The 18,749-nt window shown below is 39.2% G+C and carries 13 protein-coding genes and 4 pseudogenes; 10 read left to right on the plus strand and 7 right to left on the minus strand.

Features of this window, described 5'->3' with window-relative positions; translation table 11 throughout:
- Positions 1–81: 81 nt before the first annotated feature.
- Positions 82–1,308 carry an ImmA/IrrE family metallo-endopeptidase gene (locus tag ACWIX0_RS10280; protein ID WP_454173916.1) on the minus strand — a complete coding sequence of 409 codons (1,227 nt, stop codon included), beginning with the start codon at positions 1,306–1,308 and terminating at the stop codon, positions 82–84.
- A 31-nt stretch (positions 1,309–1,339) separates the two neighbouring features.
- Between ACWIX0_RS10280 and ACWIX0_RS10285 the strand changes: the two are divergent.
- The 8 genes and pseudogenes from ACWIX0_RS10285 to pstB form a co-directional block, all read left to right on the plus strand.
- Positions 1,340–1,759, plus strand: a pseudogene (locus ACWIX0_RS10285) (phosphate ABC transporter ATP-binding protein); the annotation flags it as partial.
- Positions 1,740–2,120, plus strand: a complete 381-nt coding sequence (locus ACWIX0_RS10290; protein WP_454173917.1) for a hypothetical protein — start codon at positions 1,740–1,742, stop codon at positions 2,118–2,120. The pseudogene ACWIX0_RS10285 and the gene ACWIX0_RS10290, both read left to right, overlap by 20 nt.
- Complete coding sequence (locus ACWIX0_RS10295) at positions 2,056–3,090, plus strand: Dam family site-specific DNA-(adenine-N6)-methyltransferase (protein WP_454173918.1); 1,035 nt, start codon at positions 2,056–2,058, stop codon at positions 3,088–3,090. The genes ACWIX0_RS10290 and ACWIX0_RS10295 overlap by 65 nt, the downstream gene beginning before the upstream one ends.
- A 138-nt stretch (positions 3,091–3,228) precedes the next feature.
- Positions 3,229–4,224, plus strand: coding sequence for a DNA adenine methylase (locus ACWIX0_RS10300; protein WP_454173928.1), 996 nt, complete (start codon positions 3,229–3,231; stop codon positions 4,222–4,224).
- A gap of 10 nt (positions 4,225–4,234) precedes the next feature.
- The gene (locus ACWIX0_RS10305) at positions 4,235–4,837 is read left to right on the plus strand and encodes a type II restriction endonuclease (protein WP_454173919.1); all 603 of its coding nucleotides are present in this window, start codon (positions 4,235–4,237) and stop codon (positions 4,835–4,837) included.
- Between the two features lie 27 nt (positions 4,838–4,864).
- Positions 4,865–4,915, plus strand: a pseudogene (locus tag ACWIX0_RS10310) (hypothetical protein); the annotation flags it as partial.
- A 72-nt stretch (positions 4,916–4,987) separates the two neighbouring features.
- Positions 4,988–5,269 (plus strand): hypothetical protein, encoded by a 282-nt coding sequence (locus ACWIX0_RS10315; RefSeq protein WP_454173920.1) that lies wholly within the window; start codon positions 4,988–4,990, stop codon positions 5,267–5,269.
- A 19-nt stretch (positions 5,270–5,288) separates the two neighbouring features.
- Positions 5,289–5,465, plus strand: a pseudogene (pstB, locus tag ACWIX0_RS10320) (phosphate ABC transporter ATP-binding protein); the annotation flags it as partial.
- Positions 5,466–5,563: 98 nt separating this feature from the next.
- Here the strand turns inward: pstB and ACWIX0_RS10325 are convergent.
- From ACWIX0_RS10325 to ACWIX0_RS10340, 4 genes and pseudogenes are all read right to left on the minus strand, one after another.
- Positions 5,564–6,303: pseudogene (locus ACWIX0_RS10325) on the minus strand (hypothetical protein); the annotation flags it as partial.
- A 285-nt stretch (positions 6,304–6,588) separates the two neighbouring features.
- Positions 6,589–8,469 carry an ATP-binding protein gene (locus ACWIX0_RS10330; RefSeq protein WP_454173921.1) on the minus strand — a complete coding sequence of 627 codons (1,881 nt, stop codon included), beginning with the start codon at positions 8,467–8,469 and terminating at the stop codon, positions 6,589–6,591.
- A 92-nt stretch (positions 8,470–8,561) separates the two neighbouring features.
- Positions 8,562–8,783 carry a hypothetical protein gene (locus tag ACWIX0_RS10335; RefSeq protein ID WP_454173922.1) on the minus strand — a complete coding sequence of 74 codons (222 nt, stop codon included), beginning with the start codon at positions 8,781–8,783 and terminating at the stop codon, positions 8,562–8,564.
- A gap of 84 nt (positions 8,784–8,867) precedes the next feature.
- Positions 8,868–9,761, minus strand: a complete 894-nt coding sequence (locus ACWIX0_RS10340) for a class 1 fructose-bisphosphatase (RefSeq protein WP_454173923.1) — start codon at positions 9,759–9,761, stop codon at positions 8,868–8,870.
- Between the two features lie 327 nt (positions 9,762–10,088).
- Between ACWIX0_RS10340 and rpe the strand changes: the two genes are divergently transcribed.
- Both rpe and ACWIX0_RS10350 read left to right on the plus strand, forming a co-directional pair.
- The gene (gene rpe / locus ACWIX0_RS10345; protein ID WP_454173924.1) at positions 10,089–10,736 is read left to right on the plus strand and encodes a ribulose-phosphate 3-epimerase; all 648 of its coding nucleotides are present in this window, start codon (positions 10,089–10,091) and stop codon (positions 10,734–10,736) included.
- A gap of 44 nt (positions 10,737–10,780) precedes the next feature.
- Positions 10,781–11,536 (plus strand): 3'-5' exonuclease, encoded by a 756-nt coding sequence (locus ACWIX0_RS10350; protein WP_454173925.1) that lies wholly within the window; start codon positions 10,781–10,783, stop codon positions 11,534–11,536.
- Positions 11,537–11,891: 355 nt separating this feature from the next.
- On the opposite strand, the gene ACWIX0_RS10355 is transcribed toward ACWIX0_RS10350, so the two are convergent.
- Complete coding sequence (locus tag ACWIX0_RS10355) at positions 11,892–13,538, minus strand: glutamate synthase subunit beta (RefSeq protein WP_454173926.1); 1,647 nt, start codon at positions 13,536–13,538, stop codon at positions 11,892–11,894.
- A gap of 38 nt (positions 13,539–13,576) precedes the next feature.
- On the minus strand, positions 13,577–18,427 hold the full coding sequence (gene gltB, locus ACWIX0_RS10360; RefSeq protein WP_454173927.1) for a glutamate synthase large subunit: 4,851 nt from the start codon (positions 18,425–18,427) through the stop codon (positions 13,577–13,579).
- Between the last annotated feature and the right edge of the window lie 322 nt (positions 18,428–18,749).

Below are 18,749 nucleotides of genomic sequence, written 5' to 3' on the forward strand. Positions count from 1 at the left end.
AAATCTTTTAACCTCCCATTTATATCAAAAGGCAAATAATACCTTACAAGCGCAATGAGTGAGCAAGTATCAAAAAGATATTTAGCCATATATAAAACTCTCTAAATTGTCATTTTTTATGTAATTTTTAAAGCGCGTTCGCAGTGTGTATTCATCTACTACGCCCTCCAAAAAGGCATTGACAAAAATATCTTTTTGTAAAGGCGAGATTATGGGTGGTTGAGAGGCAAAACCACCTTTTTTATTGTTATCGTTATTGGTGCTTTGTGCTTGTTTTTTCTCCCTATATTTTTGTTCTAATTCCTCTTTGAGCAAAGAATAATCCTGCCAAGTTATGTTTTTTATACTTAAATGTTGGTAAAAAAGTGCAAGTCTGCTGATATGTTTTTGGGCTGATATATTTTTAATTATTTTATTTTCAATGTTTATTTCATCTTTTTGCAACGATTCTAATGTGCTTAATTTTTCGCCAATTAGCAAGTAAAATGCAAATTGATTACACCATTTTTCCTCGTTTTGCGGATTTTGTATAAAAATATCTTTATCGATATTTTCATTTTCAAGCAAATAATGCCCTAGCTCGTGTGCTAGAGTAAAAATTTCTCTTTTTCTGCCTTGATTTTTTAAGGCTATGATATTTGGTTTAATAAAAAATCCACATAAATTGCTTTTGTATTTTTTGTTGTGGGTTTCTATATTTTCTAGGACTAAAATATTATGCTCTGCAAGATTTTTTATAAAAGATTCAAGAAATTGTTTATCGCTTAAATTTTGTTTTGTGGGGAGCAAAATCTGCATTTTTTTAGCTACTTCTTGTGGCGAAACTTGCAAAGAAAAGTTTGGTAATGTTCTTTGCGTAAAAGCAAAATCACTAATTTTAGCTAGTCCGCTAATATAGTGCATTTGCTCTTCGCATTTTGTGATAAGCTGCACATCGCCTATGTCTAAATCATCACTAATATTTTCTTTTCTAAATAAAATGCTTGAATTTGCTTTGTTTATAGGATTTGGATTTGTGTAAAAATCCAAACCACGATTAAAAATTGTATCTATTTCGGCTAATGTTCCCTTATTTATAGGTTTTGACAGGTCAAGAGGTTTTTTTAATTCTGATTCTATGATAGATTTTAGGCGTGATTCGTCCATACCAAACAAATCCAAAAGATACTGCAATCGCTTGGTATTAATTCTTATTGTTTGCCCTGCTCCCATAAAACCCTCTAGTTTTTTGCTAAATATCGACTTAATATAAATCGCTTGGTTGAAAATTGTATCTAATGTAGCATAAATCCTATATAAAATAATCAACAAAAGTGTTTAATTAGATTGCTAAATTAACCTAAAAGGACAAAATAAACTTAATGAAATCGTAGAAAAATGCCTAAAAAATGTCGCGCTCTTTGATGAACTCAAAGATAGGTTGCAAGATTCTGCTTTGTCTCTAAGCGGAGGGCAACAGCAGAGACTTTGTATCGCTCGCGCCCTAGCAATCAACCCCGAAGTGATTTTGATGGACGAGCCAACTAGCGCACTTGACCCCATCTCTACGCTAAAAATCGAAGAGCTTATCAAAGATTTACGCACCAAATACACTATCATCATCGTTACGCACAATATGCAACAAGCAATGCGAATCAGCGATAAAACGGCGTTTTTTTGGCTAGGCGAAGTGGTGGAATTTAACAAAACTAAAGTGATTTTTAGCGATGAAGCAAAAGAGAAAAAGACAAGGGATTATATTGCAGGGCGATTTGGTTGATTTTTGGGATTGTCGTTGCAAGACTTTGCCTTGCACTTTGTTAGCGCGAAAATTTTGTCGCTTTTGTGTGGCTTTGGCTACCACAATGGCGAATCTTTGGCAAATCTTTGACGAATCTTGTGATAATCTTGGGGCAAATCTTACTTTTCAAGCGAATCAAGCAAAATTAAAGATTTTTGCCTATAATTGCAAGGTTATTTTTAATCAATTATTTTATGAGATTTTCGCGCCACATTCGCGCTATGTAAAATGCGCAATGAACGCTATGTGCGAAGTAAAATCAAAGGGACACCAAAATGCTAAATGCCACAAATGCTTTAAGCCAATCAAATACGACATATTATCAAAGTGTCGCGCTTAATAATGCAATTTTAGATTCTAACAAAGTTTTGGATTTTAACGCGATACCCACAGAGACAAAACATCAAACCTCGCGTTTTACCCAAAGTCCGCTAAACTACACAGGTGCAAAATTTCGGCTACTCCCACAGATTTTGCCCATTTTTCCAAAAGACATTAGCGTAATGGTGGATTTATGTTGCGGTGGCGCAAGTGTGGGCGTGAATGTGAGCGCAAAGCACATTATCTTAAATGACAAACAAAGCGAACTTATGGAGATTTTGGCGTTATTTAAACGCGAAAGTGCGGAGTCGCTTTTGCAAAAAATCGCGGATATTATTAAAGATTTTAGGCTTTCAGATTCGGCGAAATTTGGCTACGCGCATTATAAATGCGATAGTGCTAAAGGACTATCAAGCTACAACAAAGCGGGGTTTACACGACTTAAAAACGCCTATAATGCCGACAAATCCGCGCTTAAACTTTTTGTGCTAATCATTTTTGCCTTTAATAACCAAATCCGCTTTAACGCAAAAGGCGAGTTTAACCTGCCCTGTGGCAAAAGGGACTTTAACGCAAAAATGCAAGAAAAGCTAAAAGGTTTTATAAACGCAATGCAGGGCAAAAATATCCGCTTAACAAACAAAGATTTTCGCGCCTTTGACACGCACATTTTAGACACACAAAGCCTTGTGTATATCGACCCGCCCTACTTGCTTGGCAACGCGGGATATAATGAAAATGGCGCGTGGAGCGAAACGGACGAAAAAGATTTGTATGAATTTATGCGCCTTTTAGATTCAAAACGCGTTAAATTTGCGTTTTCAAATGTGCTTTTTCACAAAGGTAAAGAACACATAATGCTTAAAAATTGGCTTAAAGCAAATCCAAAATTCACAACGCATTTTTTGGATTTTTCTTACCAAAATTGCAATTATCAAACCAAACGCGAGAAATCTATCGAAGTGCTGGTTACAAATTTTAGGGCGTAGAAATGAGATACGATTATTTTGGCAATACAAGTTTGCGTGTAAAAAATCTGCTTTATAATTTTGAAACGCAGCTGATTTATATCGTTAAGTTAGATTTTGTATAATTACAAAATTTTTGTTTTAAGGAAAATAATGACTATGTCAAATTTAGCCCTAAATTACACGCAACCTGCGCTTTTTGAGGTGGATTCTAGCGTGGATTTAGGCGAGAATCTAGCGGAGCGAAAAACGCGATTTTTGCATTCACTCAAAGGCAAAAACCTCACATACAAACGCTACACCAAAAGCCCTTTGCGTTATGGCGGCGGCAAAAGTCTAGCCGTTGGGCTAATAATAGAACATGTCCCAAATGATATAAAGCGCGTAGTTAGTCCATTTATCGGCGGTGGGAGCGTGGAGGTGGCGAGTGCTTTGGGGCTAGATTTGGAGGTAAAAGCATTTGATATTTTTGATATTTTGGTAAATTTTTGGCAGGTTTTGCTCTCAGATTCAGACGCGCTATGTGAAAATCTCGCGAATCTAGAGCCAAATAAAGAGACTTATGAAACGATTAAAGCCGAGTTAAAAGCGCATTATAAAAATGAGGCGAAGTTAGATTCGCTTAACTTAGCGCGGGATTATTATTTTAACTTTAATCTAAGCTATGGACCGGGCTTTTTGGGGTGGATGAGCAAAATCTATGAGGACAAAACGCGCTACACAAATATGCTTAATAAATTGCGCGATTTTGGGCGCAACAAAAAAGTGCGAAATCTTAGCGTTGAGTGTGCGAGTTTTGAGCGCATATTTGAGCTCTACCCAAATGACTTTTTCTACTGCGACCCGCCGTATTTTCTCACAGGCGATTCTAAAATGTTTAAGGGAATCTACCCTATGCGAAATTTCCCCATTCATCACAACGGCTTTAAACACGAGCTTTTGGCAGAGTGCTTACACGCGCACAAGGGCAAATTTATTTTAAGCTACAATGACTGCGAATGGGTGCGTGAAGCGTATAAGGACTTTAAGATTTTAGAGCCAAAGTGGCAATATACAATGGGACAGGGCGAAACGCGCATCGGTAAAAACCGCATCGAGCGAGGCGACACGGATAATATCAAACAAAGCCACGAGCTGTTGATTATCAAAGAGTAAGGCGTAAATAATGAAAATTAGCGAAGTCAAAACGGCGTTTAAAATCGCTGATGTGGAGTTTGTGGCAGGTAGCACGAAGCTAAATTTTAACTACCTAAAAAATCTTAAAGATGAAAACGGCAACGCCTTGCCACAAAGCATTTTAACTCAAAATGTCGCACGGGTGTATCTCATCGTGGTTGATGGGGTGATAAAGAAAATCGGTGGAAGTCAAGCGGTGGGCGGAATCAAAAATACGCTAGAAATTTATAGAGACGGGGGCGTAAAAGGACGCCCAAGTATTCGTAGTTTTGGCGTGTGGTATTTTCTCTATCATACGATTTTAAGTGGGGCGAAAATCGAATTTTATATGATTTATCAAAAGAATTTTGAAAAAGAGATTAAAGGACTTTTTGGACTAAAAAATGTCAAAAATGCGTATATTTCGTATAAGCTGATTGAGGAATGTTGCGTGGAGGATTATTTGGCGCGTGAGAGCGGAAAATTCCCTGATTGGAATGTGCAAGAGCAAGGCAAAGACTGGCCTCTTGAAATCAAAAACGAACACGCTGAAATCCAAAAGAATGCGCAAAGCAGAGCGAAAAAAATCGTGCGAAAAGAGGCGAAAAGATAAAAAAACCGCCAAATTGACATAGCCTTTATCGACCCGCCTTACAATTCTAGGCAGTATGCGAGATTTTATCATCTGCTTGAAACGCTGAGCAAAAATGGCAAGCCAAAACTCTATGGCGTAGCAAAAAAGCCAACGCCTGAAAATGTAAGTGTGTATTGTCAAAGCAAAGCAAAAGAGGCGTTTAGCGATTTAGTGGCAAATCTTGCCAAATGCGCCAAAATCTTGTTTGTAACTTATAATAACACCATTTCGGCAAATCCAAGAAGCAACACGCGAATGAACGAGGAGCAAATCACACAGATTTTAGAGTCGCAGGGCACAACCCACAAATACGAATTTGATTTCAAAGCATTTAGCACGGGTAAGACAGAGTTTAGTAACCATAAAGAGATGATTTTTGTCTGCGAAGTGGCGCATAATTTTTGTGCATAATTTTTTGCAAGATTTGCGCACCAAATACACCATCATCATCGTTACGCACAATATGCAGCAAGCAATGCGAATCAGCGATAAAACGGCGTTTTTTTGGCTAGGCGAAGTGGTGGAATTTAACAAAACTAAAGTGATTTTTAGCGATGAAGCAAAAGAGAAAAAGACAAGGGATTATATTGCAGGGCGATTTGGGTAAAATCTGCGTCAAAATCGTACATTTTTTAGCGAATTTTTGACACAATGTAGAAAAATTAATTGAATAACCAGCTCTAATAGGTTTTTTATAAATTTGGCTCAAGACAACTTAAGCGGTTTTTTTCTTATCATTTTTGTGCCAAGATTTTATACAAATCTTGCTGTCTAATTTGAGTATTGTATCTAAATTCTGTTTCTTTTAAGTGAAGCAAGAAATTCTCTTTTTTGATTCCCATAAATTTAGCAAATCTATGTTTTGCATAGCCACTTTTGCTTGTAGTTGCAAGTGAAATGAAGTAAAAAAGTTTTCGATTCCATTTATATGATTTCTACCTAACGCAAACTCATTTTTGCTATGTTTGACTCGATAATGTGCTTTTGCACCACTGCTTGCAGTTGTAAGCGTAAGCGAAGCAAAAAATCTACTAGCCCATCATAAGCCCTCCAATCATCATACAATTTTGCACTATAAAATTCTGTCTCACGCATATTGCTTAAATTCTGTATTATAGGCAAAAGCTCATCTGCCAAGCAATGTTTTACAATTTGGGTATAAACACAATTATTTCGTTTTAGCATACCTTCTGCTTGCAGTTGTAAGCAAAATAAAGCAAAAACACAGGTGTTTTCTTATCTGCTACTCGCCCTCTTTTGCCTCTCACTCTTTTAACACCCAAAATCTATATTAAAAGGTTGCTTTCATCAACTTCAATTTCACCTTGCATTTTAGAAGTTTTCTCACATTCTTTTGCGATTAAAATGCGGATTTGATTGATGATTTTATTGACACTTTGACGAGAAATGTTGCTTAATTTTGCAATTTTAACAGCCTCAATATCAAGACTTCTTGCAAAAGCTACAAGCGTAAGCGAAGTAGAAACATATTTAAGAATCTTTTTTTAAATCTATCTTGTTTTTGATTCTCTTAGCCTCTGAAATTCTTGCAAAGGTTTTTATTATGTGGTGATATACTTGTTTTTTATCGTGTGAATCATAACTTAAAGATCATTTGTGTGGGATTAAGTTGGATTGAGCCAATCTTAATTATAAAAAAAAATGCGTTTTGCCATACTTAAGGGGCTTTTCTTAAAGGCTTTTACAAAAGTCAAAATATTTAATGAAAATTATATAAATCCCACGCTTTTGCTTCCGTCAAAATTCCCGCTGATTTCGCGTTTGATGGCTTCGATAAAGTCTTCTTTTTTAAAGATAGGGTTGCTTCTTGTGGCGACTTTGTAGGCGGTATTTTTTATCACTAGGGAGATTTGCGCTCCGCTTAGATTGTAGCTAGATAGCTCTTTTGCTAGGGTGGTTTGGGTGATTTCATTTTCATATTTTGCGTTTTTGGGGAGGTATTTTTCCCATAGTTTTTTTCGTTGCGCCTCATTTGGTCGCTTAAACTCGATTTTATAATCAAACCTCCTAGAAAATGCGGTATCTATGCTATCTACTAAGTTTGTCGTAGCCACTAGTACCCCGCCAAATCGCTCGATTTGCTCCAAAAATATATTTTGCATTTGGTTGTGCATTTTTTCAGCCCCTGAGCTAGAAGTTATGCGTGTGCTTAAAAATTGGTCTGCTTCATCTAGCAGTAGCACGGGTTCGTTTTTGATTTTTTTGCTGATTTCATTGTAGCTATCAAAGATTTTGCGCACATTTTTTTCGCTCTCCCCCACATACATTGATAGGATTTTGGAGCAATCAAAGCTAATGACTTGCTTTTTTAACGCCTTTGCTATGGCAAGTGCGCTTAGCGTCTTGCCCGTGCCTGCTTCTCCAAAGAAGAGGATTTTTGCCTCCACGCCTTTATGCTTGTCTTTTATCCCCCACTGCTTTAGTCTAGCCACCACACTTGCATCTACTTGCTTTAATATAGAATCCATCATCGCCCTTGTGGATTCTGGCAAGACTATGTCATCTAGGCTTTGTTTGGGCTGGACTAGCTCAAATATCTCTTGTCCTTCTAGCACGGAGGCTAGGGCGATTTTTTTGCTTTTTTTCTTGTATGGCTCGCGGATAACTTTATGCAAAATCTCTTCAGGGATATAAAATGTCCGCACGATTCCACCAAATGGATTTAGCATTTCGCCAAAATCTAGCAAGCCTTTTTCCACCAAAGTCGATTTTTCATCTAGCAGGGCGCGGTTTTTCATTTTGTCATATTCATTTTCGCTGATTAAATCAATCAAATTATTCATATCTCGGTAGTAGCCATCGCCTCCGTAGTATTCCTCTTTTAGCAGGGCAAAAAATATCATTTCTTCTTTTGGATTTAGGGCATAATCTTTGATGATTTTGTGCGCGTAAATCTCTTTTGTAGTGATTAGCAATCGCTCTTTTATGCGATTTTCTAGGGCGTTTATTTGGGATTTGATGGCGGTATTTTTTGCTTCATTTTGCGGGGTAAATTTGCTTGCTAAATGTATGCGCAAAAATTGGTCTTTGACATATTCTAAATGGTCGTTATATGGCGTTTCATCAGGGATTTGCACTTCGCTATGCCCTCTCTCAAGCACGCGCAAAAACGCATTTGATAGGCTTACCTCACAGCTTAGTAGCTCTAGCAATGCCATATCTTTGATATTTGGCTGCTTAAAGCGCGACATTTCGCTAAGCACAACCCAGCCAGAATCTATCAAAGCCTTTACCATAGGTAAATAAGCGATGATGATAGATTGCGTAGATTTTAGATTTTGTGGTGGTGTGTCATTAGGATTTATTTGGGTGTATTTTTGGATTTTAGATAGTTTGGTGTTTTGTGATAGATTTTGGATTTTTATTTGGGTAGATTTTGGATTTTGGCTATTTTGTATCGCTTCGTCTTTATTTTGCTCTTTAAAGCAGTTTTGCACCAATTCAAGCACGGCTATTTCAAGCACGCCTTCTAGCAGGGCTTTTGTCATATAGCGCAAGATAAGTGCTTCTTGTTTTTGCGTGCGCAAAGACTCAAAAATCTTTGCTTTTTGTATGTCTTTTGCTTCTAAAAAATCTTCTAAAAACTTCATTTTTACGCCCTTTTGTTTATAGTTTTTTGGGGTTTTGTCTAGTATTTTTTTTGTATTGTTGAGATTTTGCCACGCTTTGTAAGTGGGTAAATCTAAAAATCAAAATCGCTTAATTTACCTTTGTTCATACTTTTATACACGGCACTTACATAAGATTTTCGCGTATCACACTCTAGCATTTTTTCACAATCAAAGCAGGAATTTAGCGCATTATTTTGTTGGCAGGATTTTAGCTTATCTAGCTCATTATCTAGCTGTTTATCAAATGTATCTTCTGTGCTTGGCATATTGGTGTTGGGTTTGATTTCACTCATTTTTTGCTCCTTTTTTTGTTTATTAAGTGGTTTTTGCAATAAATATCTTTACACAAAATCGCTTTTTTTATCCGTTGTTGTATGTTATTTGCCATCTTTATATGCTTCTTTTACAGAGGCGATTTCAGTCTTGCTACCCAAAAAACACTGCGTAGTATCGTGTAGATTTTCACACTCTAGGCTAAGTAGGCGAGTTTTTCCATCGATTGCTTCCCCGCCTGCTTTTTCATAGATAAAAGCAAATGGAAAAACTTCAAAAAGTTTGCGTAGCTTGCCTTTTTTTGCATCTTGTGTGGCTGGGTAGCTAAAGAGTCCGCCACCTTTGATTAAAATCTGGTGCAAATCTGGCACCATTCCCCCTGAATATCGCAATCTATATCCTTGCGCAAAAAGAGAATCTACTAGCTCTTTATGCCTAGCACTCCAATACTTTTGTGTCCCTCCGGGCGCATTTAGCTTGCCTTTTTCCCCTAGTTTTAAGGCAGGTTTTTCTAGCCATTTTTCATTGTCAAAATCATACAAAAAATGCTTTACTTTATCGCTTGTATCATCTGCCCACACTAGCTCTAAGCGCGGTCCATACACCACATAGCACGCACTTATGATTTTATGAGAGGCAAACTCTGTTTCATAGATTCCAAATATGCTGCCCACGCTAAGGTTTGAGTCAAAAAGGCTTGAACCATCTAGCGGGTCATACGCGACTAAAATCTTGTTTGAGGCATTGTTTTTATACACCGCTTCTTGTTTCTCTTCAGAGCAAACGCCACCTACGCATTCTAGCTCCAAAAGATTTTTTTCTATCAATTTATCACACGCCACATCGACTGCTAGCTGCGTATCCCCGCTAGAATTTGTGCTATTTAGATATTCTGCATTTTGATTGTTTTGATTTTGCAATGTTTTATGGATAGATATAGCGCATTTTTGTATGCAGTTTTTGATAGAGATAAAATCATTTTTTAGTTCTTTTGACATTTGCGCTCCTTAATTTATGCTACTTGCGTTTTTTAGAGAGTTTTTATGGTAGATTTTGTAGATTTTGATATTTTTTGTGGATTTTTTATAAAGGCTTAATTATATTCTTAATACACTTATGATAGCATTTAATTTTTGAAATTTATGACAAAATCTACTTATGGCAAATGTGGCAAATCTATCAAAATCCATAAACCTCAACTCACAACAAACACAAAAAAGGCACAAAATGCGCTCTCTACTCAAATATTTCCCCCAAATTGATTTTGCGACTACGCTTGCAATCTATCACACCTCTGCGACAAATCCCACAAAAAGCCAAGTAAAATGCTAGTTGCCCCAAGTATTTTATCTAGCGATTTTTTGCGACTAGGAGAGGAAGTAGAATCTATTTGCAAGGCGGGAGCGGATTTTGTCCATATTGATATTATGGATGGGCATTTTGTGCCAAATCTCACATTTGGAGCACCTGTGATAAAGCAAGTAGCAAAAGTGGCTACAAAATCGCTAGATGTGCATCTAATGGTAGAAAATGTGGATTTTTTTGTAGATAGTTTTTTGCCACTAAAGCCAGAATTTATCTCTGTGCATATTGAGGAGGTAAAGCATCTCCACCGACTAATCTCACATATACGAAAAAACGGAGTGCGCCCCGCAATCGTGCTAAATCCACACACAAGCGAAAAAGGCTTAGAGTATATTTTGCCAGATATTGATATGGTGCTACTTATGAGTGTAAATCCGGGATTTGGTGGGCAGGAATTTATCCCTAGCGTGCTTAGCAAGGTGCAAAATCTGCGCGAAATGATAGAATCTAAAAATCCAAAATGTCTAATCGAAGTCGATGGCGGGGTAAATGACAAAAACGCGCTTACATTGCAACAAGCAGGCGTAGATATAGTGGTGGCGGGGAGTTTTGTATTTGGTGCGAGCAACTACGCAGAGGCGATAGATTTGCTAAAAAATCCTCGTTAAATAAATAATAAGCAATAACGACAAGTAACGACAAAGGACGGCATTTGAGTATCGCAAAAGAGCTAGAATCAACGCTTTATGAGCGCAATATTTCTTATGAAGAGTTATACAAGATTTTACAAAATCATAAATATCCCATAGATAGCCTAGAAGAAGCATATTTGCAAATCGAGCTACTTCGCGCACAGGGTTTGCCATTAGAATCGCGTGGTAATGCGTATTTTCTAGCGCATAATGAGCTAGAATGGAGGGAGCAGGAATTTTGCTTTGTGGATATTGAAACCACAGGGAGCAAACCAGAAGAGCACCAAATCATCGAAATCGGCGCAATCAAATGGAAAAATGGCAAGATTTTAGGGAAGTTTAGCGAACTAATCCACGCGTATTTTGTCCCAGAAACAATCATAGAAATCACGCAAATCACGCCAAAAATGCTAGAAAATGCACGAAAAGAGCGCGAAGTTTTGAGTGATTTTAGGGCATTTTTGGCACAAAGCGTATTTGTAGCGCATAATGTCGGGTTTGACTATGGGTTTGTAAGCGTGGCTATGGAAGAAGCTGGACTATGTAAATTATTAAATCCAAAGCTATGCACTATAGATTTGGCACGCAGGACAATCCTAGCTAAGCGGTATTCTCTAAGCTATCTAAATGAATTTTTAGGCATAAATACGCCTACTTCACATCGCGCTTACGCCGATGCGCTAACGGCACTAAGGGTATTTGAAATATCGCTTATGTATCTACCAAGACGGATAAAAACCACACAGGATTTAATTGATTTTTCTAAAAATGCTTAAAAATAATAGTAACTCGTAATGAATGCGTGATATTGTATTTGGCGCAAATGTGCTCATTTTTGTAAGCAAATATAAAATCTATCATACTTAGCGCAAGCTAAGTATCCAAAAGATTCTAGCATTTTGCGCCACTAGCACCACTTTGAAATGGTATCAAAGTATCCACATTATGTTTTTGCAAAATCTTTGTTTGTCAAACTTTTGGGTATTGTTTTTTAGCGTAGTATGATAAAAATTGCCAATATGACAATAGATTGTTATCACTTATCAAAAGGCAAATCTTGCAACAAAAAAATAAAAAACCCAAATATTTAGATTTTGCTAAAATCTAAATATTTATGCGTGTTTGATTTTTTTATTTGTTTGTGCGGGGGGTTGTCGCGTAGTTTGCAAGCGCGCTATGCACAGCTTTAGCACATAACAAACCATCTGCGATAGCCCACACGACTAGACTTTGCCCTATGCGAGAATCCCCACAGGCAAATACTTTTTCCCTGCTTGTTAAAAATTCACTAACCCCCTGTTTTAATCCCTCATCACTAAAATCATTGCTTTTTATGCTTGTGGCGATATTATTATGACTATCAAACTCCACTCCAAACGCGCTTTTTAGATACTCTTCACTCCCGCTAAATCCCATAGCAAGTAGCACCAAATCCGCTTTGTATTCCTTCTCACTTCCCTTTATCTCTGTGCGCACGAGATTTTCGCCCTCTTGTTTCCATTCCAAATCCATCGCGATTGCGCCACTTACTTTGCCATTTTTAGTGATAAACTTTTTGGTAAGTTTTTGGTATTCGCGCACATCGTTGCCAAAATGCTCCATCGCCTCTTCTAGCCCATAGTCTGTGTAAAAAGTTTGTTTTTTTAGAGGCCAAGGATTTGATTTTGCTCGCATTTGTGGGCGTTTAGGACTTCGCTCAAAACGCACAATAGAGCTAGCACCTTGACGCAATGCCACTGCCACGCAATCCACGCTTGTATCGCCACTGCCAATGATAAGCACGCGTTTATTTTTTGCTAGCTCGCCACCTTTTTGATTTTGGATTTTAGATTCTACATTGTTAGTAGTTTTGCTAGCTATCTTAGAAGCCTGCGCTAGCTTTTTTGTATTATCGCGTAAAAAATCCATAGCAAACATTACCCCCTCACTATTTCGCCCCTCTATATCCAAATCAATAGGCTTGCTAGCCCCTGTGGCAAGCACTACGGCGTCATATTGAGCTAAAATCTTATCTGCTTTTGCCTTTGTGTTGATATGCTCATTTACACGAAAATCAATCCCGCTTTTTTGCATAATCTCTACGCGTCTTTGCACGATAGATTTATCTAGCTTCATATCGGGGATTCCATAGGCTAGTAATCCCCCCACTTTGTCGCTCCGCTCATACACCACCACACTATGCCCTAGCTCATTTAGGCTATTTGCACAGGCTAATCCTGCGGGACCTGAGCCGATGATAGCGACTTTTTTGCCACTTTTTATTTTTGGGGAAAATGGCTTTACAAGCCCATTTTCAAACGCATTTTCAATGATATTTAGCTCGGTATTTTTTATCGCCACAGATTCGCCATTTATCGCACACACGCACGAATCTTCGCAAGGCGCAGGGCATACCCTCCCTGTCCATTCTGGGAATGGATTTGTAAGGCTAAGCCTAAAATACGCCTGCTCCCAATGGCTTTTATACACTAAGTCATTCCATTCAGGGATAAGATTATGCAATGGACAGCCTATCTCACCACCATTTAGTCGCCAAGACTGCGAAGTGCAAGTCGGTAGATTTTGCCTTGCCACTTCACTATATGGCTTTTGTGCGGGGGCTTTTATCCCTGTGTGGCAAAACGCCACACCACAATCCATACACCGCCCCGCTTGCCTCTCTTGCTCTTTTTTTGGCAATGGCGTGTAAAATTCTCCATAATGTTTGATTCTCTCTTTTGGGCTTTGTGCCTGTGGTTTTTGCTTGCTAAAATCTATAAATCCGCGTGGGTTACCCATTTTTACTCCTTTATACTTGCTTTATTTTGTGGCTAGGTTTATTTTTTTGCCATTTTTGTGATTTTTTCAAACGCAGCTAGCTCGGGGTTTGGCTCATTTTTGCTCTCTTCTAGCGCGCACATAGCCACTGCATAATCTCGTGGCAAAATCTTAAAAAAGTCGTTTTTATTAAATCGCTCAAGCACTTCTTTTGCCTTTTTTGAACCCGTGTAGGCGATATGAGATTCTAGCATAGACTTTATCTCGCGCTCATCGTCCTTGCTTAGCTCTTTTATATCGACTAGCTCGGTATTTACACGCGGGATATTGTGCTGTCCTAGCACAAAAGCATAGCCACCACTCATTCCAGCGGCAAAGTTTTCGCCCACATCGCCTAGAGATAGCACTCTCCCACCTGTCATATATTCACACCCGTGCACCCCCATACCTAGCACCACCGCGCTTACCCCAGAGTTTCGCACGCAAAATCTCTCCCCCGCAATCCCATCTAAATACACTTCCCCAGCAGTTGCGCCATATAGACAGGCATTGCCTACGATGATGTTTTCTTCAGGGCTTAGGGAGGATTCTTCACTTATGCGGGCGATGATTTTACCCCCGCTTAGTCCTTTGCCTAGATAGTCGTTTGCATCGCCTATGATTTCTAGCTTTACGCCGTAGTTGCAAAATGCACCAAAGCTATTGCCCGCACTTCCTATGGCTTTTATGTGGATAGTGTCTTCTTTTAGCCCTTTTGCGCCATAGATTTTGGTGATTTCAAAAGATAGCATAGCACCAAATGTGCGTGAGAGGTTTGAGACTTCAAGGGCTAGATTGGTTTTTCTGCCCTCTTGGAGAGCTTTTTTGCACAAAGGCAACAAAATCGTAGAATCTAGCGTTTTTTCTAGCTTATTGTCTTTGAAATCCTTGCAATAAGTCGCGGTTTGATTATAAGTGGGGAGGTTTTTTATCATTCTATCTAAGTTGATTTTGCCTGCCTTGCCTTGTAGCGTTTTTTGGCGGAGTTTATCTACTCGCCCTACCATCTCATCTATCGTGCGAAATCCTAGTCTAGCCATATATTCGCGCAACTCCTCTGCGATAAATCGCATAAAATTCATCACATCTTCTACCCTGCCAGCAAATCGCTCACGCAATAATTTATCCTGCGTAGCAATCCCAAAAGGGCAAGTATTTAGATGACATACCCTCATCATCGTGCAGCCCATTACGATAAGCGGGGCGGTGGCAAAGCCGTATTCTTCCGCTCCTAAAAGCGTAGCGATAGCTAAATCCCTCCCGCTTAATAGCTTGCCATCTGTTTCTAATCTCACGCGCTCTCTTAAGCCATTTAGAATCAGCGTCTGATGAGTCTCTGCTAGCCCTAGCTCCCAAGGCATACCAGCATTTGCGATAGAGGTTTTAGGACTTGCACCTGTGCCTCCGTCATAGCCAGAGACTAGGATAATATTTGCCCCTGCTTTTGCTACCCCTGCAGCCACTGTGCCTATGCCAGATTCTGCTACGAGTTTGACAGAGATATTTGCGCTAGGATTTGCGTTTTTTAAGTCATAAATTAGTTGGGCTAAATCCTCGATAGAATAAATATCGTGGTGTGGTGGAGGCGAGATTAGCGCAACCCCGGGCGTAGAATGTCTAGCCCTAGCAATCCACGGATAGACTTTAAATCCCGGGAGTTGTCCTCCCTCGCCCGGTTTTGCGCCTTGCGCGACTTTGATTTGGATTTCTTTTGCGTTGGTTAGGTATTCGATATTTACGCCAAATCGCCCGCTAGCCACCTGCTTTATCGCGCTAGATTTTAAGTCTCCGTTTGGCTCTTTTTTGTATCGTTCAGCATTTTCTCCACCCTCTCCGCTATTGCTTCTAGCCCCTAGCCTATTCATAGCGATTGCTAGGCATTCGTGCGCTTCTTTTGAGATAGAGCCATAGCTCATAGCCCCTGTTTTAAATCGTTTGATGATAGAATCTATGCCCTCTACTTCATCTAGGCTTATTGCCTCGCTAAAATCTAGCTCTAGCGCGTCTCGTAGATTTACTAGCTTAGAATCAATAATGCTTGTGTATTCTTTGAATAACTCATAGCTCCCACGCCTACACGCTTCTTGCAAACGAAAAATCGCCATAGGGTCTAGCAAATGCTCCTCTTTGTCGCAAATATGCGCGTTTGAAGTGTCGCTATTTGCGTAATTTGCAGCATTAGAGTTATGATAGCCCGCTCGCCATTTATGCCCACCTTTTGATTGCAAAGCATTGATTTTAGGCGCATCAAAGGCAGCTTTATGCACAGCTAAATAATCCGCCTCAATATCCTCTAGCCCGATCCCCTCGATCTTGCTCGCCGTAGAGGTGAAATACCGCTCAATCACAGCAGAGCCTATCCCTACGCACTCAAAGATTTGCGCTCCATTGTAGCTTTGCATCGTGGATATTCCCATTTTGGAGGCGATTTTTACGATACCTTTGGAGGCGGCTTTTATGTAGTTTGCCAATGCTTTATTGTATGGAATTTCTAGTTCTTTTTGCTTAATTAGCTGATATAGGCATTCATAAATCAAATACGGATTTATCGCAGTCGCTCCAAATCCTAGCAAACACGCTAGATGATGAATCTCTCTTGGCTCGCCAGATTGTATCACTAGGCTTGCGTGCGTTCTGCGGTTTTTGCGCACCAAAAAATTATGCAAACCTGAAACGGCTAGAAGTGAGGGAATCGCACATAGATTTTTGCTAATCCCTTTATCACTTAAAATCAAAATAGAAGCCCCTTTTTGAATCGCCTCTAGCGCATTTTCACATAGAGAATCTAGCGCGCTCTCTAGACTTTGCTTTGTGTAGTCAAAGACGATGGATAGGGTTTGGACGCTAAAGCCTTTTAAATGTTGGATTTTATGTAGCTCTTCATTAGTAATGATAGGCGAGGTTAGCTTTACGCGCTTGCAATTTGTCTCATTTGGCTTTAGTAGATTCCCCTCACGCCCTAGATAGATTCTCTGACTTGTTACGATTTCCTCCCTTATAGCATCTAGTGGCGGGTTTGTTACTTGGGCAAAGAGTTGTTTAAAGTATTTAAATAGATTTTGCGGGGTAGAATCTAGCACCGCTAAAGGCGTGTCAATCCCCATAGCCGCTAGGCTTTCTTTGCCCTGCGCTGCCATTGGGAGAATGCTAGTTTTTACCTCCTCATAGCTCCAGCCAAACGCACTTTGAAGCAACAACACTTTGTCATTTGACATAAACTCGTGTTTGTAATCGCTAGATTCTAGTTTTTCGATTTTGATTAGATTTTCTAGCCATTTGGTGTAGGGCTTAGCATTTGCGTATTGATCTTTTAGCTCGGCATCAGAGACTAGCCTACCTCGCGCAGTATCCACTAGGAGCAGTTTGCCGGGCTCTAGCCGTTTTTTTGCTTTTATATTGCCTTCATCGATATTTAGCGTCCCTGTCTCGCTAGCGAGAATCAAAAAATCATCTTTTGTGAGATAGTAGCGCGATGGGCGAAAGCCATTTCTATCAAGGCTTGCCCCCATAATAATCCCATCAGTAAAGATAATCGAAGCAGGTCCATCCCACGGCTCCATAAGCGTGGAGTGATACTCATAAAACGCCCTTTTGCGCGGGTCCATATTGTGGTTTTTACTCCACGGCTCAGGTATCATCATCATAAATGCTTCTTCTAAACTGCGTCCATTTAGGCTTAAAAATTCTAGCGTATTATCAAACATCGCAGAATCACTTGATGGCTTAGCAATGATAGGGAAAATCTCGCTTAAATCATCAAAATAATCACTCTTGCACAGCCCCTCACGCGCACGCATAGAATCCACATTTCCCTTTATGGTATTTATCTCGCCATTATGCACCATATAGCGATTTGGGTGCGCTCTCTCCCAGCTAGGAAAAGTATTGGTGCTGAAGCGCGAATGCACAAGTGCAATGGCAGATTTCATATTGACATCTTTTAAATCCAAATAAAAATCGCTTAGTTGGGTAGAGATTAGCATTCCTTTATACACAATCGTGCGTGAGGAAAACGAGCAAATATAAAATCTAGCTAGATTTTTTGCATAAGCTCTTTTTTCTATCGCTCGCCTTGCTATGTAGAGTTTTCGCTCAAAATCTATCCCTTTGGCAATATCTTTTGGACGCGCTACAAAGACTTGGAGAAAATAGGGCATCGCATCTTTTGCGACTTGCCCTATGGCACTAGGATTTACAGGCACAAAGCGAAATCCTAGCACTTCTAAACCTTTTTCTTGCAAGGTTTGGGATATAAGGGCTTTGCCATCCTCTTTTGCTTCGACATTTGGCGACAAAAACACTTGCGCTACGGCATAATCTCCCTCATTTGGCAAAGAAAAGCTAAGATTTTGTGATAAAAAAAACTCGTGTGGAAGTTGGAGCAAAATCCCCGCCCCATCACCTGAAGTATCATCAGCACTTGTCCCGCCTCTATGCTCTAGTTGAAGCAGGATTTGAAGCGCGTTTGTGATGACTTTGTGGGATTTGATACCACGGATATTTGCCACCGCGCCAATCCCGCACGCATCGTGTTCAAAAGCTGGCTCATATAGCCCGACATATTTAGAATCTAGCGGAGAATCTAGCTCGCTAAAATGTCGCACATTAGGATTTTGCGCAATAAAATTAGTCGTGCCAAAATCTAATTCATTTGCTTTAGTCGCATTAAGCGGTTTGTGCGTAGAATTTGTATGTTGTTTTTGGTGTTTTTGTGCGGTGTTTAGGAAGTTTTTTGCGGGGTTTGTAGCGGGTTTTTTGAAGCGTTTGTTATCCAAGTCATTAGGGCAATCATTTACCAAATCTTTTGGTGGAAGTTTTGGGATTTTTTTTGGGATTTGTGCTTTTGAAAATGATGGCTTAATCTTACTCATTTTGCTCTCCTTAAATATGATTTTGCCTTGTATGTTTTTTGCCTTTGTGGTTGTTGATATGAGTGTTTGTGGGCTTTTTTGTGCTTGCTGCAAATATAGTTTTGCGCGCTATGTTTGTGCTTTTTTTAAGCTATTATCTAGCAAATTTAGGGAGGGCATTATATTATTATTATGCTTAGATAATGATAAAACACGGATAAAACTTTAGGTAACACGCCAGCAAATATCATTTTATCTTTGATACAAATAATATTGAGATTTTCGATTATTTTATATGTTTTTAAGTATTGATTAACCATAAAGATTTTACAATTCACATTTA

The organism is Helicobacter sp. T3_23-1059 (assembly GCF_053654515.1).

Excerpts from the sequence above, each read along its gene's own strand:
- ACWIX0_RS10295 (WP_454173918.1), top strand. The coding sequence starts at position 2,056 with ATGCTAAATGCCACAAATGCTTTAAGCCAATCAAATACGACATATTAT.
- ACWIX0_RS10300 (WP_454173928.1), top strand. The coding sequence starts at position 3,229 with ATGTCAAATTTAGCCCTAAATTACACGCAACCTGCGCTTTTTGAGGTG.
- ACWIX0_RS10305 (WP_454173919.1), top strand. The coding sequence starts at position 4,235 with ATGAAAATTAGCGAAGTCAAAACGGCGTTTAAAATCGCTGATGTGGAG.
- ACWIX0_RS10330 (WP_454173921.1), bottom strand. The coding sequence starts at position 8,469 with ATGAAGTTTTTAGAAGATTTTTTAGAAGCAAAAGACATACAAAAAGCA.
- ACWIX0_RS10335 (WP_454173922.1), bottom strand. The coding sequence starts at position 8,783 with ATGAGTGAAATCAAACCCAACACCAATATGCCAAGCACAGAAGATACA.
- ACWIX0_RS10340 (WP_454173923.1), bottom strand. The coding sequence starts at position 9,761 with ATGTCAAAAGAACTAAAAAATGATTTTATCTCTATCAAAAACTGCATA.
- rpe (WP_454173924.1), top strand. The coding sequence starts at position 10,089 with ATGCTAGTTGCCCCAAGTATTTTATCTAGCGATTTTTTGCGACTAGGA.
- ACWIX0_RS10355 (WP_454173926.1), bottom strand. The coding sequence starts at position 13,538 with ATGGGTAACCCACGCGGATTTATAGATTTTAGCAAGCAAAAACCACAG.
- gltB (WP_454173927.1), bottom strand. The coding sequence starts at position 18,427 with ATGAGTAAGATTAAGCCATCATTTTCAAAAGCACAAATCCCAAAAAAA.